This window comes from Pseudomonas sp. SCPG-7, assembly GCF_002156405.1.
Lineage (GTDB): Bacteria > Pseudomonadota > Gammaproteobacteria > Pseudomonadales > Pseudomonadaceae > Aquipseudomonas > Aquipseudomonas parakoreensis.
This window is the reverse complement of record NZ_MVOO01000001.1, coordinates 182,957-195,737: the sequence shown is the minus strand read 5'-3', so window position 1 is coordinate 195,737 and position 12,781 is coordinate 182,957. Positions and strand designations below refer to the sequence as shown.

Annotated in this window: 15 protein-coding genes; 12 read left to right on the top strand and 3 right to left on the bottom strand. The window is 61.4% G+C overall.

Annotated elements, in window-relative coordinates; translation table 11 throughout:
* The first annotated feature begins 209 nt into the window (after positions 1–209).
* The 7 genes from B1722_RS01030 (at position 210) to B1722_RS01000 (ending at position 5,538) form a co-directional block, all read left to right on the top strand.
* Positions 210–800: an amino acid synthesis family protein gene (locus B1722_RS01030; RefSeq protein ID WP_007968626.1), complete on the top strand. Its 591-nt coding sequence runs from the start codon at positions 210–212 to the stop codon at positions 798–800.
* Positions 801–831: 31 nt separating this feature from the next.
* Positions 832–1,665, top strand: a complete 834-nt coding sequence (locus tag B1722_RS01025; RefSeq protein ID WP_086790935.1) for an alpha/beta fold hydrolase — start codon at positions 832–834, stop codon at positions 1,663–1,665.
* A complete protein-coding gene (locus B1722_RS01020; protein ID WP_086790934.1) occupies positions 1,662–3,143 on the top strand; it encodes an aldehyde dehydrogenase in 1,482 nt (493 codons plus the stop codon). Before B1722_RS01025 ends, B1722_RS01020 begins: the two co-directional genes overlap by 4 nt.
* Before the next feature lie 12 nt (positions 3,144–3,155).
* On the top strand, positions 3,156–3,641 hold the full coding sequence (locus B1722_RS01015) for a flavin reductase family protein (protein WP_041062538.1): 486 nt from the start codon (positions 3,156–3,158) through the stop codon (positions 3,639–3,641).
* Positions 3,642–3,772: 131 nt separating this feature from the next.
* Positions 3,773–4,162, top strand: a complete 390-nt coding sequence (locus B1722_RS01010; RefSeq protein WP_007968634.1) for a carboxymuconolactone decarboxylase family protein — start codon at positions 3,773–3,775, stop codon at positions 4,160–4,162.
* Between the two features lie 58 nt (positions 4,163–4,220).
* A complete protein-coding gene (locus tag B1722_RS01005) occupies positions 4,221–4,973 on the top strand; it encodes a GntR family transcriptional regulator (protein ID WP_086790933.1) in 753 nt (250 codons plus the stop codon).
* A gap of 1 nt (position 4,974) precedes the next feature.
* The gene (locus tag B1722_RS01000) at positions 4,975–5,538 is read left to right on the top strand and encodes an NUDIX hydrolase (protein ID WP_041062549.1); all 564 of its coding nucleotides are present in this window, start codon (positions 4,975–4,977) and stop codon (positions 5,536–5,538) included.
* A gap of 100 nt (positions 5,539–5,638) precedes the next feature.
* On the opposite strand, the gene B1722_RS00995 is transcribed toward B1722_RS01000, so the two are convergent.
* Entirely contained in the window at positions 5,639–5,932 is a 294-nt protein-coding gene (locus B1722_RS00995; RefSeq protein ID WP_086790932.1) for a DUF1330 domain-containing protein, read from the bottom strand.
* A gap of 69 nt (positions 5,933–6,001) precedes the next feature.
* Here B1722_RS00995 and ribBA point away from each other — a divergent pair, with 69 nt between their 5' ends.
* From ribBA to B1722_RS00970, 5 genes are all read left to right on the top strand, one after another.
* Complete coding sequence (gene ribBA / locus B1722_RS00990; RefSeq protein ID WP_086790931.1) at positions 6,002–7,111, top strand: bifunctional 3,4-dihydroxy-2-butanone-4-phosphate synthase/GTP cyclohydrolase II; 1,110 nt, start codon at positions 6,002–6,004, stop codon at positions 7,109–7,111.
* A 328-nt stretch (positions 7,112–7,439) separates the two neighbouring features.
* Positions 7,440–8,465 carry an ABC transporter substrate-binding protein gene (locus B1722_RS00985; RefSeq protein WP_086790930.1) on the top strand — a complete coding sequence of 342 codons (1,026 nt, stop codon included), beginning with the start codon at positions 7,440–7,442 and terminating at the stop codon, positions 8,463–8,465.
* A complete protein-coding gene (locus B1722_RS00980; RefSeq protein WP_041062560.1) occupies positions 8,462–9,376 on the top strand; it encodes an ABC transporter permease in 915 nt (304 codons plus the stop codon). Before B1722_RS00985 ends, B1722_RS00980 begins: the two co-directional genes overlap by 4 nt.
* Positions 9,377–9,382: 6 nt before the next feature.
* The gene (locus B1722_RS00975; RefSeq protein WP_025111627.1) at positions 9,383–10,192 is read left to right on the top strand and encodes an ABC transporter permease; all 810 of its coding nucleotides are present in this window, start codon (positions 9,383–9,385) and stop codon (positions 10,190–10,192) included.
* 17 nt (positions 10,193–10,209) lie between these two features.
* Positions 10,210–11,364, top strand: a complete 1,155-nt coding sequence (locus B1722_RS00970; RefSeq protein ID WP_086790929.1) for an ABC transporter ATP-binding protein — start codon at positions 10,210–10,212, stop codon at positions 11,362–11,364.
* Between the two features lie 127 nt (positions 11,365–11,491).
* On the opposite strand, the gene map is transcribed toward B1722_RS00970, so the two are convergent.
* Both map and B1722_RS00955 read right to left on the bottom strand, forming a co-directional pair.
* Complete coding sequence (gene map, locus B1722_RS00960) at positions 11,492–12,283, bottom strand: type I methionyl aminopeptidase (protein ID WP_086790927.1); 792 nt, start codon at positions 12,281–12,283, stop codon at positions 11,492–11,494.
* The gene (locus B1722_RS00955) at positions 12,280–12,507 is read right to left on the bottom strand and encodes a ParD-like family protein (protein ID WP_025111624.1); all 228 of its coding nucleotides are present in this window, start codon (positions 12,505–12,507) and stop codon (positions 12,280–12,282) included. The genes map and B1722_RS00955 overlap by 4 nt, the downstream gene beginning before the upstream one ends.
* Between the last annotated feature and the right edge of the window lie 274 nt (positions 12,508–12,781).

Below are 12,781 nucleotides of genomic sequence, written 5' to 3'. Positions count from 1 at the left end.
CCGGTTTTTTAAAAACAAGATCAAAAGATCGCAGCGTGTCGCAGCTCCTACATCGATATCGCGTCGTGGCGGATTGATGAGGATGGCAGGCGAATACACCGCCATTCGCCGGATTGATGCAGCAAATCTTGCGTGGGGGACTTGCACGATCGGTATTATGGTATACCATCAGACGCACAGACACTCTCAATCCCCCTACGGAGCAGCTCATGAGTTTCGAAATTCGCAAGATCGTCAGCTATGTCGAAGAAACCTTCATCGAAGGCGGCAAGGCCACTGACAAGCCAGTGACCATGGTTGGCCTGGCCGTGGTGATGAAGAACCCGTGGGTCGGCAACGGCTTCGTCGAGGACCTGAAACCGCAAATCCGCGCCAACTGCTCCGACCTCGGCGCAATGATGGTCGAGCGTCTGGTGGGCATCATCGGCGGTGCCGAGAAGATCGAGGCTTACGGTAAAGCGGCAGTGGTCGGCGCCGACGGCGAAATCGAACACGCCTCGGCGGTGATCCACACCCTGCGCTTCGGCAACCACTACCGCGAAGCGGTCAAGGCCAAGAGCTACCTGAGCTTCACCAACAAGCGCGGCGGCCCGGGCACGTCGATCCAGATCCCGATGATGCACAAGGACGACGAAGGGCTGCGCTCGCACTACATCACCCTGGAAATGCAGATCGAAGACGCGCCGCGTGCCGACGAAATCGTCGTGGTGCTCGGGTGCGCCGACGGTGGTCGCCTGCACCCGCGCATCGGCAACCGCTACATCGATCTGGAAGAACTGGCCGCCGAAAAAGCCCAGTAATCACAATAAAAAGGCATTGCAGGAGCGCTCCATGATTCGGCTCACCGCTGAACTCACCCCGGCTGGCACCAGTTACCTGGCGACCGGCCAAGGCCAGCCCGTGGTCTTGATCCACGGCGTGGGCCTGAACAAAGAAATGTGGGGCGGCCAGATCGTTGGCCTGTCTGCCCAATACCAGGTGATCGCCTACGACATGCTCGGCCATGGCGCCAGCCCGCGCCCGGCCAGCGGCACCGGCCTGCTCGGTTATGCCGATCAGTTGCTGGAACTGCTCGATCACCTGAATCTGCCCCAGGCAGCGGTGATCGGTTTCTCCATGGGTGGCCTGGTGGCGCGGGCGTTTGCCCTGCATTACCCGGAGCGCCTGCAAAGCCTGGTGGTGCTCAACAGCGTGTTCAACCGCAGCGAAGAACAACGCGCCGGGGTCATCGCCCGCACCGCGCAGGCCGCCGAACACGGGCCGGACGCCAATGCCGAAGCGGCGCTGTCGCGCTGGTTCAGCCGCGAATATCAGGCGGCGAACCCGGCGCAGATCGCGGCCATTCGTCAGACCCTGGCCTGCAACGACCCGCAGGGTTATCTGACTACCTATGAATTGTTCGCCACTCAGGACATGTACCGCGCCGACGACCTCGGCAGTATTCAGGCGCCGACGCTGATCGCCACCGGCGAATTGGACCCCGGTTCCACGCCGGAAATGGCCGAGCAACTGGCCCGGCGCATCCCCGGTGCGAAGGTTGCGGTGCTGCCCGAGCAACGGCATATGATGCCGGTAGAGTCGCCGCGCCTGGTCAACCAGACGCTGCTGGAATTTCTCGACTACGCACACGCCCGACAAAACCCTATAAAGGGGATCGTTGCATGACACTCCAACGCTTCCAGATGTGCATCGGCGGAGAATGGGTCGACGCCCTCTCCGGCAAGACTTTCGAAAGCCTCAACCCGGCCAGCGCGCAAGCCTGGGCCGAACTGCCTGACGCCGATGAAGCCGATGTCGAACGCGCCGTGCAAGCGGCGCAGACTGCCTTCGACAGCCCGGCCTGGCGCGGCCTCACCGCCACCGCACGCGGCAAACTGCTGCGGCGGCTCGGTGACCTGATCGCAGAAAACAAGGAACAACTGGCGCAGCTGGAAAGCCGCGACAACGGCAAACTGATCCGCGAAACCCGTGGTCAGGTCGGTTATCTGCCGGAGTTTTTCCATTACACCGCAGGTCTGGCCGACAAGCTCGAAGGCGGCACCCTGCCGCTGGACAAGCCCGACCTGTTTGCCTACACCGTGCACGAAGCGATGGGCGTGGTCGCCGCGATCATTCCCTGGAACAGCCCGCTGTACCTGACCGCGATCAAACTGGCGCCGGCCCTCGCCGCCGGCAACACGATTGTGATCAAGCCGTCCGAGCACGCTTCGGCAACCATCCTTGAACTGGCGCGACTGGCGCTGGAAGCCGGAATTCCACCGGGCGTGGTCAACGTTGTCACCGGTTACGGCCCGAGCACCGGCGCCGCCCTCACCCGCCATCCGCTGATCCGCAAGATCGCCTTCACCGGCGGCGCGGCCACGGCCCGACACGTGGTGCGCAGCAGCGCCGAGAACTTCGCCAAGCTGTCGCTGGAACTGGGCGGCAAATCGCCGAACATCATCTTCGCCGACGCCGATCTGGACAGCGCGATCAACGGCGCCATCGCCGGGATCTACGCCGCCTCGGGCCAGAGCTGCGTGTCCGGTTCGCGCCTGCTGGTGCAGGACGAAATCTATGACGAGTTCGTCAACCGCCTGGTGGAACGCGCCCAGCGCATCCGCATCGGCAACCCGCAGGAAGACCACAGCGAAATGGGCCCGATGGCCACCGCGCAGCAATTGGCGGTGGTCGAAGGTCTGGTGGCTGACGCTATTGCTGAAGGCGCGCGGTTGCGCACCGGCGGCAAGCGTCCGGCCGGCCTCGGTGACGGCTGGTTCTACGAGCCGACGCTGTTCGAGTGCGACCGCAACTCGATGAAGATCATGCAAGAAGAAGTCTTCGGCCCGGTGGCTTCGGTGATTCGCTTCAAGGACGAAGCCGAAGCGCTGGCGATTGCCAACGACTCGCAGTTCGGCCTTGCCGCCGGCATCTGGACCCGCGACCTGGGCCGCGCCCATCGTCTGGCCCGGGACGTGCGCTCAGGGATCATCTGGGTCAACACCTACCGCGCGGTATCGGCGATGGCGCCTATTGGCGGCTTCAAGAACAGTGGCTATGGACGCGAAAGCGGCATCGATTCGGTGCTGGCCTACACCGAACTGAAAACGGTGTGGATCAATCTCTCTCAGGCCCCGATGCCTGACCCGTTTGTGATGCGCTAGGAGTCCTGCGACATGATCGAACCCGGCATTTACAAAGACGTCATGAGCTCGTTTCCGTCCGGGGTCACGGTGGTCACCACCCTCGACCCGGATGGCGCCATCGTCGGCATCACCGCCAGCGCCTTCAGTGCGCTGTCGATTGACCCGGCGCTGGTGCTGTTCTGCCCCAACTACGCCTCCGACACCTACCCGGTGCTGCGCGACAGCCAGAAATTCGCGATCCATTTGCTGTCCGCCGAGCAGACCGCCGAGGCCTACGCCTTCGCCGGCAAAGGCAAGGACAAGGCCAAAGGCATCGAGTGGCACTTGAGCGAACTGGGTAACCCGATCCTCGCCAAGGCCACGGCGATCATCGAGTGCGAGTTGTGGCGTGAATACGACGGTGGTGATCACGCGATCATTGTCGGCGCGGTGAAGAACCTGATCCTGCCCGAGCAACCGGTGACGCCGATGATTTATCACAAAGGCAAGCTCGGGCCGTTGCCGACCCTGGCTTGAAAGAACAATGCAAAACCCTGTGGGAGCTGGCTTGCCAGCGATGACGTCGGAACATTCAACATCAATGCTGACTGAACCACCGCTATCGCTGGCAAGCCAGCTCCCACCGGGATTGAGGTGAGCCGAAGAATATGAGTAACGAAAAATACGAAAAAGGCCTGAAGATCCGCACCCAAGTGCTGGGCGAAGCCTACGTGCAACGCTCGATCGAGAACGCCGACGACTTCACCCGCCCACTGCAGGAAATGGTCACCGAATACTGCTGGGGCCACGTCTGGGGCCGTGAGGGTTTGTCGCTCAAGGAGCGCAGCATGATCAACCTGGCGATGATCTCGGCGCTCAACCGCCCGCACGAACTCAAGCTGCATGTGCGCGGCGCCTTGCGTAACGGCCTGAGTCGTGAGCAAATACGCGAAATTCTGCTTCAGGTCGGTATTTATTGCGGCGTCCCGGCAGCCGTGGACAGTTTCCGGCTCGCCCGTGAAGCCTTCGCCGAAGCCGACGCCGAGGCCTCCAGTTAACCCCTCGGCTGTTTAGATGCCCGTCTGGCATGGACAGCCAACTTAAAGAGCGGACCCCATGAAACGCCAGCCACTCGACGACAGCTTCAAGGTCAATCGCAACCCCGTTACCCTGCGCGAAATCGTGCTGGACAAACTGCGTAGCGCGATCATGAATTTCCAGCTCATGCCCGGCGATCGTCTGGTTGAGCGCGATCTGTGCGATCGCCTCGGTGTCAGTCGCACGTCGGTGCGTGAAGCCTTGCGTCACCTGGAGTCCGAAGGACTGGTCGAATTCGCCGATGCCAAAGGCCCGCGCGTAGCGATCATCACCCTCGCCGATGCAGTCGACATCTATGAACTGCGCTGCGTGCTCGAAGGCCTGATCGTCCAGCTGTTCACCCTGCGCGCCAAGGCCAAGGACATCAAGGCCCTGGAAAAAGCCCTCGACGAGAACCGCAAGGCACTAAAGGACGGCGAACTGCAACAGGTGATCGACTCGGTGCAGGGCTTCTACGACGTATTGCTGGAAGGCTCGGGCAACCATGTTGCGGCCACGCAGTTGCGCCAGTTGCAGGCGCGCATCAGCTACCTGCGGGCGACCTCGGTGTCCCAGGAAAACCGGCGCGGCGCGAGTAATCACGAAATGGAAAAAATGGTCGAGGCGATCAAGAGCGGTGATGCGCTGGCGGCGCATCAGGCCTGCGTCGATCACGTGCGTGCGGCTGCTGCCGTGGCCCTCGATTACCTCAAGCGCAAACAGGAAGAGACCGGCGCCACGCCGAACATCACCCTGCCGATCGCGCTGAAAGAACCACGCATAGGTCACTGACATGTTCAGCCCGAGCTTTTGCCCTAAATGCGGTGGCCCTGACCTCGGTCAGCAGGTACCGCCGGGCGATACGCACGAGCGCCTGATGTGCCGCGGCTGCGGCTACATCCACTATGTGAACCCGAAAATCATCGCCGGCTGCATCATCGAGCAGGACGGCAAATACCTGTTGTGCCAACGGGCGATCCCGCCGCGCCCCGGCACCTGGACGCTGCCCGCCGGCTTCATGGAAAGCGGCGAAACCACCGAGCAGGCCGCCCTGCGCGAAGTCTGGGAAGAAAGCGGCGTACGTGCGGAAATCGTCTCGCCGTATTCGATCTTCAGCGTGCCGAAGATCAGCGAGGTGTACATCATCTTCCGCGCGATCGCGCTGGAGATCACCGGGCAGTACGGGCCCGAGACGCTCGACTACAAGTTCTTTGCCCCTGAAGACATTCCGTGGGAGCAGATCTACTACCCGGCGATCCGGCAGATCCTCGAGCGCTATATCGAGGAACGTCAGGCCGGGGTGTATGGGATCTACATGGGCAATGATGACAGCGGCAAGATCCACTTTATCCGCTGATACCTCACCCCTGTAGGAGCTGCCGCAGGCTGCGATCTTTTGACTTTGATTTTAAAAAACAAGATCAAAAGATCGCAGCCTGCGGCAGCTCCTACAATGGCTACGGCGCCAGGCCCTCGACGATGATGATTTCTGCCCGCGCCCATTCCTCGCGATAACGTTTCGCCTCCTGATACGCCGCCGAGTGGTAGCACGCCAGCGCCTGCTCGTAGCTCTCGAACTCGATCACCACGCTACGCTGAGGAGTAGGCCTGCCCTCCAGTGCTTCGCTGCGCCCGCCTCTGGCCAAAAACTTTGCGCCGAATTCGGCAAACGCCTTCGGCGCGCGCTGGGTGTATTGGCTGTAGTGCTCGGCATCGTCGACATCCACGTGGGCAATCCAGTACGCCTTCATAGTGACCTCTTTGCTGATTTTGTATTATGGTATACCAATATTATTTGCAACCAACCCTGAGAGTCCAGCATGGCCTTCAACAGCATCGAAGAAATCCTCGAAGATTATCGCCTCGGCAAAATGGTCCTGCTGGTCGATGACGAAGATCGGGAAAACGAAGGCGACCTGCTGCTGGCCGCCGACTGCTGCACACCCGAGGCGATCAGCTTCATGGCCCGTGAAGCACGCGGTTTGATCTGCCTGACGCTGACTGACGAACACTGCCAGCGCCTGGGCCTTGAGCAGATGGTCCCGAGCAATGGCAGCGTGTTCAGCACCGCGTTCACCGTGTCGATTGAAGCAGCGGTCGGCGTCACCACTGGCATCTCTGCGGCGGATCGGGCGCGGACGGTCGCGGCCGCAGTGGCCAAAGACGCCCGCGCTGAAGACCTGGTGCAACCCGGCCATATCTTTCCGCTGCGCGCCAAGGAAGGTGGCGTGCTGACCCGTGCCGGCCACACCGAGGCCGGTTGCGATCTGGCGCGCCTCGCCGGTTTTACCCCGGCCTCGGTGATCGTCGAAGTGATGAACGACGACGGCACCATGGCCCGGCGTCCGGACCTGGAAGTGTTCGCGCGCAAGCACGGGATCAAGATCGGCACCATCGCCGATCTGATCCACTATCGCCTGAGCACCGAGCACACCATCGAGCGCATCGGTGAGCGTGAGCTGCCGACGGTGCATGGCACGTTCCGTCTGATCACCTTTGAAGACCGCATTGAGGGCGGTGTGCACATGGCGATGGTCATGGGCGATCTGCGCCGCGAAGAGCCGACGCTGGTGCGTGTACATGTGATCGATCCGCTGCGTGATCTGGTCGGCGCCGAGTACAGCGGGCCGAGCAACTGGACGCTGTGGGCGGCGCTGCAACGGGTCGCGGCGGAAGGTCATGGGGTTGTGGTGGTGTTGGCCAACCATGAATCGTCGCAGGCGCTACTCGAGCGCGTGCCGCAATTGACCCAGCCGCCACGGCAGTTCAGTCGCTCGCAATCGCGGATTTATTCGGAGGTCGGCACCGGGGCGCAGATTCTGCAGAACCTCGGCGTCGGCAAACTGCGCCATCTTGGGCCGCCGCTGAAGTATGCGGGGCTGACCGGGTATGACCTGGAGGTGGTGGAGAGCATTCCGTTCAGCGAATAACTCCCAGACACAGGTGATTTCCTGTGGCGAGGGAGCTTGCTCCCGCGGGACTGCGCAGCAGGCCTCAGCTTTTCAGAGAAGCGAGGGTCGCTTCGCAACCCAGCGGGAGCAAGCTCCCTCGCCACAATTTTCCATCTGTCACAAAACTTCCAGCGGTAAAAAACACATTCCCCAGATAACCGGTAAGGCAAAGTGCTTGCACAAAGTTTGGAATACCATAATATGATATTCCATAGACCGGACGACCTGAAAAACCGTCCAGCTACTGCTCCCGACAGGCGGGCAACAACGCAAGCCCGCTCAAAAACACAACAATGAGGGCGTAAAAATGGTGTTGAACAAAGCTGCAACCGCAATCCTTTTTGCGGGACTGCTGAGCGTGACCGGCCAGGCTGCAATGGCCGCCGAGAGTGTGAACTTTGTCAGCTGGGGCGGTAGCACCCAGGATGCGCAGAAACAGGCCTGGGCCGATCCGTTCAGCAAGGCCAGCGGCATCACCGTGGTGCAGGACGGCCCGACCGACTACGGCAAACTCAAGGCCATGGTCGAGAGCGGCAACGTGCAGTGGGACGTGGTCGACGTCGAAGTCGACTTTGCCCTGCGCGCCGCTTCCGAAGGCCTGCTCGAACCCCTCGATTTCAACGTCATCCAGCGCGACAAGATCGACCCGCGTTTCGTCAGTGACTACGGCGTCGGCTCGTTCTTCTTCTCCTTCGTCCTCGGCTACAACGAGGGCAAGCTCGGCGCTGCCAAGCCGCAAGACTGGAGCGCCCTGTTCGACACCAAGACCTACCCCGGCAAACGCGCGCTCTATAAATGGCCAAGCCCCGGCGTGCTCGAACTGGCGCTGCTGGCCGACGGCGTGCCGGCCGACAAGCTCTACCCGCTGGACCTTGATCGCGCCTTCAAAAAACTCGACACCATCAAGAAAGACATCGTCTGGTGGGGCGGCGGCGCGCAGTCGCAGCAACTGCTGGCCTCCGGTGAAGCGAGCATGGGTCAGTTCTGGAACGGCCGGATTCACGCCCTGCAGGAAGACGGCGCCCCCGTCGGTGTGAGCTGGAAACAGAACCTGGTCATGGCCGACATTCTGGTGATTCCAAAAGGCTCGAAAAACAAGGACGCGGCGATGAAGTTTCTGGCCAATGCCAGCAGTGCCAAAGGCCAGGCGGACTTCTCCAATCTGACCGCCTACGCCCCGGTCAACGTCGACAGCGTGGCGCGCCTGGACTCGGTGCTGGCCCCGAACCTGCCGACGGCCTACGCCAAGGATCAAATCACGCTTGATTTCGCGTACTGGGCCAAGAACGGTCAAGCCATCGCGACACGGTGGAACGAATGGCTGGTCAAATGAAAATGGCGGCCACTGCGCCCCGCCCCGCAACGGTGACCGGGAGCGCCACTGGCGCTGCCGGCTCGTCCCCCACCTTCAGACAACGCTGGAAAGGTGCCGGCAACCTGGTCCCGGCACTGCTGTTCCTCGGTTTGTTCTTTCTCGCGCCGTTGATTGGCCTGCTGTTGCGCGGCGTACTGGAACCGACCCCGGGCCTTGGCAACTATGAACAACTGTTCGCCAACTCGGCGTATGCACGGGTGCTGCTCAACACCTTTTCGGTGGCCGGGCTGGTGACGATTTTCAGCCTGTTGCTGGGTTTTCCACTGGCCTGGGCGATCACCCTGGTGCCGCGCGGCTGGGGACGCTGGATCCTCAACATCGTGCTGCTGTCGATGTGGACCAGCCTGCTCGCCCGCACCTATTCGTGGCTGGTATTGCTGCAGGCCTCGGGGGTGATCAACAAGGCGCTGATGGCGCTGGGGATCATCGATCAGCCACTGGAAATGGTGCACAACCTGACCGGCGTGGTGATCGGCATGAGTTACATCATGATCCCGTTCATCGTCCTGCCGTTGCAGGCAACCATGCAGGCCATCGACCCGATGATCCTGCAGGCCGGCTCGATCTGTGGCGCCAGTCCCTGGACCAACTTCTTCCGGGTGTTCCTGCCGCTGTGCCGGCCGGGGCTGGCGTCCGGCGGGTTGATGGTGTTCGTGATGTCGCTCGGTTACTACGTCACCCCGGCGCTGCTCGGCGGGGCGCAGAACATGATGCTGCCGGAGTTCATCATTCAGCAGGTGCAATCGTTCCTCAACTGGGGCCTGGCCAGTGCCGGCGCCGCGTTGCTGATCGCGATCACGCTGGTGCTGTTCTACTTCTACCTGAAGCTTCAGCCGGAATCCCCGGTTGGCGCCAGCAACGCGAGGTAAGCCGAGATGCTCCTGACTCCCAATGCCATGAGCCGGCGGATGCGTTTCGGCTTGTACGCCACCACCGGACTGATCGGTTTATTTCTGCTGTTGCCGATCGTGTTCATCGTCCTGCTGTCGTTCGGTTCGTCGCAGTGGCTGGTGTTCCCGCCGCCGGGCTGGACGTTGAAATGGTACGGCCAGTTCTTCTCCAACGCCGACTGGATGAACGCCGCTGCGGCCAGCCTCAAGGTCGCGGTGCTGACCACGATCTGCGCCGTGGCCCTCGGTTTGCCGACGGCGTTTGCCTTGGTGCGCGGGCGTTTTCCCGGACGGGAAATGCTCTACGGCCTGTTCACCCTGCCGATGATCGTGCCGCTGGTGATCATCGCCGTGGCGGTGTACGCGCTGTTTCTCAAGCTCGGTTACACAGGGACGATGTTTGCCTTCGTGGTCAGCCATGTGATCGTCGCGCTGCCGTTCACCATTATCTCGATCATCAACTCGCTGAAGCTGTTCGATCAGTCGATTGAAGACGCGGCGGTGATCTGCGGCGCTTCACGCCTGCAAGCGGTGTTCAAGGTGACCTTTCCGGCGATTCGTCCGGGCATGGTTGCCGGCGCCCTCTTCGCCTTTCTGGTTTCGTGGGACGAAGTGGTGCTCAGCGTGATGATGGCCAGCCCGACACTGCAAACCCTTCCCGTGAAAATGTGGACCACCCTGCGCCAGGACCTGACCCCGGTGATCGCCGTCGCTTCGACGCTGCTGATCGGCTTGTCGGTTTTGGTCATGGTCATCGCCGCCGCGCTGCGCCGGCGCAACGAAATCAGCGCCTGAGCGCCCAGGAGTACGACATGAGTGCCGTGATCAAAAACGCCTCCCAGCAGAGCGACAAACCTCTGGTCAGCCTGCGCAACCTGAACAAGCACTACGGCGACTTTGCCGCCGTCGACAACATCTCGCTGGACATCAAGGACGGCGAGTTCCTGACCTTCCTCGGCTCCAGCGGCTCGGGCAAAAGCACCACGCTGTCGATGCTCGCCGGCTTCGAAACCCCAAGCAGCGGCGAGATCCTGGTCAACGGTCAGTCGCTGGTCAACGTGCCGCCGCACAAGCGCGACATCGGCATGGTGTTCCAGCGCTATTCGCTGTTCCCGCATCTGTCGGTGCGCGACAACATCGCCTTCCCGCTGGCGATCCGCAAACTCGCCGCTGCCGAACGTGACAAGCGTGTCGATGCGATGTTGAAGCTGGTGCAACTGGAACAATTCGCTCATCGCCGCCCTTCGCAACTCTCTGGCGGGCAACAGCAACGCGTCGCCATCGCCCGCGCGCTGGTCTACGAGCCACGCATTCTGTTGATGGACGAACCCCTCGGAGCGCTGGATAAAAAACTGCGTGAAGACTTGCAGGATGAACTGCGCCAGTTGCATCGGCGCCTGGGCATCACCATCGTCTACGTGACCCACGATCAGGAAGAAGCCATGCGCCTGTCGCAGCGCATCGCGATCTTCAGTCACGGCAAGATTGTCGGCCTGGGCAGCGGTTATGACCTGTACCAGAATCCGCCGAACGCGTTTGTCGCGTCGTTCCTCGGTAACTCGAACTTCCTCAAGCTCAAGGCCCAAGGCAATGCGGCGGCTTCGTTTGAAGGACAGTCATTGTCGATTCGACTGACCGCCGGGTTGCACACCGATCAGGATGTGCTGCTGATGGTGCGTCCGGAAAAGGCTGTGGCGCTGAGCGTGCAGCAGGCGAGCGCAGAGCCGCTGGCAGCGGGTTGGAACGAGGTGTCGGCGCAGGTTGTGGAGGTGTTGTTTCTTGGTGAGAGCCAGACGTGCAGCGTGGTCACTTCGGGCGGGACTTCGATGACGGTCAAAGCGTTGTCGGCGGCGGGCATGCCGCTCAAGGCTGGCGACCCGGTGCGAGTGCGCTGGGCGACGGCGGATGCCTGTGTCTACACCGAATGGACTGAAAGCGACCTCAACAAAGCCGCCGGCTCCCACTGATATACCCCACGCAATACACCTCCCTGTGGGAGCGGGCTTGCCCGCGAAGAGGCCGGTACATTCAATATCAATGTTGAATGTGCTGACGTCTTCGCGGGCAAGCCCGCTCCCACAGGAATCTCAGTGTTCAGGCGATCGGAGTGAACCCTTCGATTTCGTCCGGCCACGCCGTGAGGATTTCGAAGCCTGTCTCCGTCACCGCGACCATATGCTCCCACTGCGCCGACAACGAGCCATCCTTGGTCAGCACGGTCCAGCCGTCCGGCATGTTCTTCACATGGCGCTTGCCGGCGTTGAGCATCGGCTCGACGGTGAAGATCATCCCCGCCTTGAGCTTCAGGCCCTGATTGGGGAACCCGTAATGCAGGATCTGCGGTTCATCGTGGTAGACCTTGCCAATGCCATGGCCGCAATACTCGCGCACCACGCTGAAGCCTTCTTTCTCCGCCAGACTCTGGATCGCATGGCCGATGTCACCCAGCGTCGCTCCGGGACGCACCCTGCGAATGCCGGCGCACATGGCGTCGTAGGTGGTCTTGATCAGGTGTTGCGCCTCAGGCGACGCCGTGCCGACCACGTACATGCGGCTGGTGTCGCCGAACCAGCCGTCCTTGATCACCGCGATGTCGAGGTTGACGATGTCGCCGTCTTTCAACGGTGTGCCGGACGGAATGCCGTGGCACACCACGTCGTTGACCGAGGCGCAGACGGTTTTCGGGAAACCGTGGTAACCGACGTTGGCCGGAATCGCTTTCTGCACATTGACGATGTAGTCGTTGCACAGGCGATCCAGTTCATCGGTGGTCACGCCCGCCTTCACATGCGGTACCAGCATCGCCAGCACCTCGGCGGCCAGCTTGCCGGCAGCGCGTGACTGAGCGATTTCGGCGGGGGTGTTGATCTTGATCTGGTTTCTCATGCGCTGACGGCTTCCTGAGTCAGTTGGTGCAGATCCAGCCCGCCGTTCTGTTCGGCGCGGATCAGCAAGCGGCAAATGGCGCTGTGGTCGAGGTTGGGGTGCAACTCGGCGAGCATGCCGATGCGCATCCAGTGCTCGGCCTGCGCGTTGATCGAGCGGCTGAGCGCGGTGCTGGAGATACGCAGGTTCTCGTGCATGTCTTCTGAAATCTTTACGATGCCCATATCCGAATCCGATACGAAGTGTATATGGATCGTATATTAGCCAAGCGACACCCACGATTGCAAACCTTGCGCACGGATTGCCAAATCGCAGGCAAAAAAAAGCTGCCAGAAGAGGCAGCAAATACTTTAAGAACACGCGATGTATTGGGTTCAGGATAGACGCCGGATAATGACAGTGTCATGACAGCCAACCCTTCACTGAAGCGCCCCTGCCCCGTCATCAGGATGTCATCAACCGCACCGCAAAATCCTCGCAAACCGTCTTGAGCCTTCG